Origin of the sequence: Rugamonas violacea, from assembly GCF_016461825.1 — a bacterium.
Classification (GTDB): domain Bacteria; phylum Pseudomonadota; class Gammaproteobacteria; order Burkholderiales; family Burkholderiaceae_D; genus Rugamonas.
Genome location: NZ_JAEMNU010000040.1, coordinates 101980 through 104699, shown reverse-complemented (window position 1 = coordinate 104699; position 2720 = coordinate 101980). Strand labels below are relative to the sequence as shown.

1 protein-coding gene is annotated in these 2720 nt (G+C 66.8%); it reads left to right on the top strand.

Annotation, left to right across the window (positions count from 1 at the left end):
• Positions 1-240: 240 nt before the first annotated feature.
• A complete protein-coding gene (locus tag H7U20_RS09865; protein ID WP_233410629.1) occupies positions 241-2538 on the top strand; it encodes a penicillin-binding protein 1A in 2298 nt (765 codons plus the stop codon).
• Positions 2539-2720: the final 182 nt, after the last annotated feature.

Sequence of the window (2720 nt, the reverse complement as noted above, 5' to 3'; positions counted from 1 at the left end):
GCCCCCCCCCCCGGCTCTTCGCCGTTGGGTGGTTTTACCGCCGCCGACCCTTTCACTCCGATGCAATCCCGGCCGAAGAACCTCATATATACTTGCGCCCTGCGAACAATGAACGACGGGCATCAAACAGTGGAATTCTTACGAAAACTGGCCGCGTGGCTGCAACAACATGCCCGGCCGTGGGCCGACAAGGCCGTCCTCGCCGCGCGCCGCGCGTATGTGCGCGGCCATGCCTATTTGATGAGCAAGCCGGAAAAGCGCCGGCCCTGGTTCTTCGCGCTGTGGGCCGGCGTCGCCGTGGCGGCGCTGTCGCTGCTGTACGTGCTGCTGTTGATCCCGCTGACGCCCGGCATCCGCGACCTCAAGCAGGCCCGCGCCGCGCGCGCGACGTCGATAGTCTCGGCCGACGGCAAGGAGCTGGCCAGCTTCGACCAGGGCTTGCAGGAGCGCGTCAAGCTCGACAAGATTTCGCCGCACGTCATCGCCGCCTTGATCGCCACCGAGGACCACCGCTTCTACGAACACCACGGCATCGACATCACCCGCCTCGGCGGCGCCGTCTTCCACACCCTGCAGGGCGACGCCCAGGGCGGCTCGACCATCACCCAGCAGCTGGCGCGCAATATGTTCCCGGAGGAGATAGGCCGCTCGCGCAACATCAACCGCAAGCTCAAGGAAATGATCACCGCGCTGAAGATCGAGGCGACCTACAGCAAGCCGGAGATTCTGGAAGCCTACCTGAACACCGTGCCCTTCCTGTACAACACCTTCGGCATCGAGATGGCCGCGCGCACCTACTTCGACAAGTCGGCGCTGCAACTGGACATTCTGGAAAGCGCGACCCTGGTCGGCATGCTCAAGGGCACCAGCTACTACAATCCGGTCGGCAACGCCGAACGTTCGGTGCAGCGCCGCAACGTGGTGCTGGGACAGATGCGCAAGCACGAACTGTTCAGCGAGGCGCGCTACCAGGGTCTGCTGAAGAAACCGCTGCGCGTGCACTTCGCCCGCCAGGCCGAACGCAGCAGCACCGACACCCACTTCACCGCCTTCGTGCGCAAATGGCTGATCCAGTGGGCCGACCAGAACGACTACAACCTGCAATTGGACGGCCTGGTGGTGCACACCACCTTGGACTTCGGCCTGCAGACGTCGGCCATGCGCGCGGTCGAGCGTCAGGGCCGCGCCCTGCAGGCGATCGCGGACACGGAATGGAGCCAGCGCGCGACTTACTCCGCCACCTCGACCAGCGCCTACGCTGAAACCCACGAGGGCGCGCCCTCGTTCGCCTACTTCTGGCAATCGCATCCCGAGTTCGCCGACGCCGTCGTGCGCGAGTCGCGCGACTACCGCAAGGCGGTCGAGGGCGGCGAAGAGCCGGCGGCGGCGTTCAAGCGGCTGAAGGCGGACCGCCACTTCATCGCCCAATTGCACGCCGCCAAGACCCGGCTGGAGGCCGGCATGGTGGCGCTCGATCCATCGACTGGACAAATCAAGGCCTGGGTCGGCAGCCGCAACTTCCAGCGCGAACAGTTCGACCACGTCGCCCAGGCCGCGCGCCAGCCGGGCTCGACCTTCAAGCCCATCGTCTACGGCGCCGCGCTGGAGAAGGGCTTCCTGCCCGAACGGCCCTACCGCGACGCGGTGCTCGACATCAAGGCGGGCGACGGCAGCGTCTGGCGGCCGACCGACATGAGCGGCTCGACCGGCGAGATGATGACCATGCGCGACGGCCTGGTCTATTCGAAGAACACCATCACCGCGCAGGTGATGCAGGACGTCGGCCTGGCGCCCATCGTCAAGCTGGCGCGCGGCCTCGGCGTGCGGCAGAGCAAGCTGGCCTCGGTGCCGTCGTTGGCGCTCGGCACCAGCCCGGTGACCTTGCTGGAAATGGTCAACGCCTACGCCAGCATCGCCGCGCAGGGCGAGTACCGCAAGCCGGTGTTCGTCACCAGCATTACCGACCGCAGCGGCAAGGTGATCGCCAATTTCGAGGCCGAGAAGCCCGAGCGGGCCATGTCGGCCGAGTCCGCCGACACGCTGATCGACATGCTGCGCGGCGTTGTCAACCGCGGCACCGGCACCGGCGTGCGCTACCGTTTCGGCATCAACGGCGACGTCGCCGGCAAGACCGGCACCACGCAGAACAACGCCGACGGCTGGTTCATCCTGATGCATCCGAATCTGGTGACGGGCGCCTGGGTCGGTTTCAACGACACCCGCGTGACCATGCGCAGCAATTATTGGGGGCAGGGCGGCCACAACGCCGTGCTGCTGGTGGGCGACTTTGTCCGCAGCGCGCTCGACAGCGGCAAGCTCGACGCGGCGGCCCTGCTGCCGGGCGGCAAACGCATGCCGGTGGCGCGGCCGCCGGTCGAGGACGAGGACGCCAGCGAGGAGGCCAGCGACCTGCCGCAGGACGGCGCGCCGCCCGCCGCGCCGCCGGCCTCGTCACCCGACGACGAGCCGGATGCGCCGGTCGCCAGCGAACCTAAGGCGCCGTTGGCGCCGGCGCCGACGAGCGAGGGCGAGCGCTAAGTTAAGGGCACTTCGAAAAACCACCAAATTGTCGTTCCGCATCGGCGGACCGCCGCGCAGGCGGGAATCCATACACTGCACGCTCATTGGCTCAGCATGGGTTCCCGCCTACGCGGCAACGACAAGTTGCTGGTTTTTAGAGGTCGCCTTAAGCAAACCCACAGGCACAAACCTGGGGTGGG

Excerpts from the sequence above, each read along its gene's own strand:
- H7U20_RS09865 (WP_233410629.1), top strand. The coding sequence starts at position 241 with ATGAGCAAGCCGGAAAAGCGCCGGCCCTGGTTCTTCGCGCTGTGGGCC.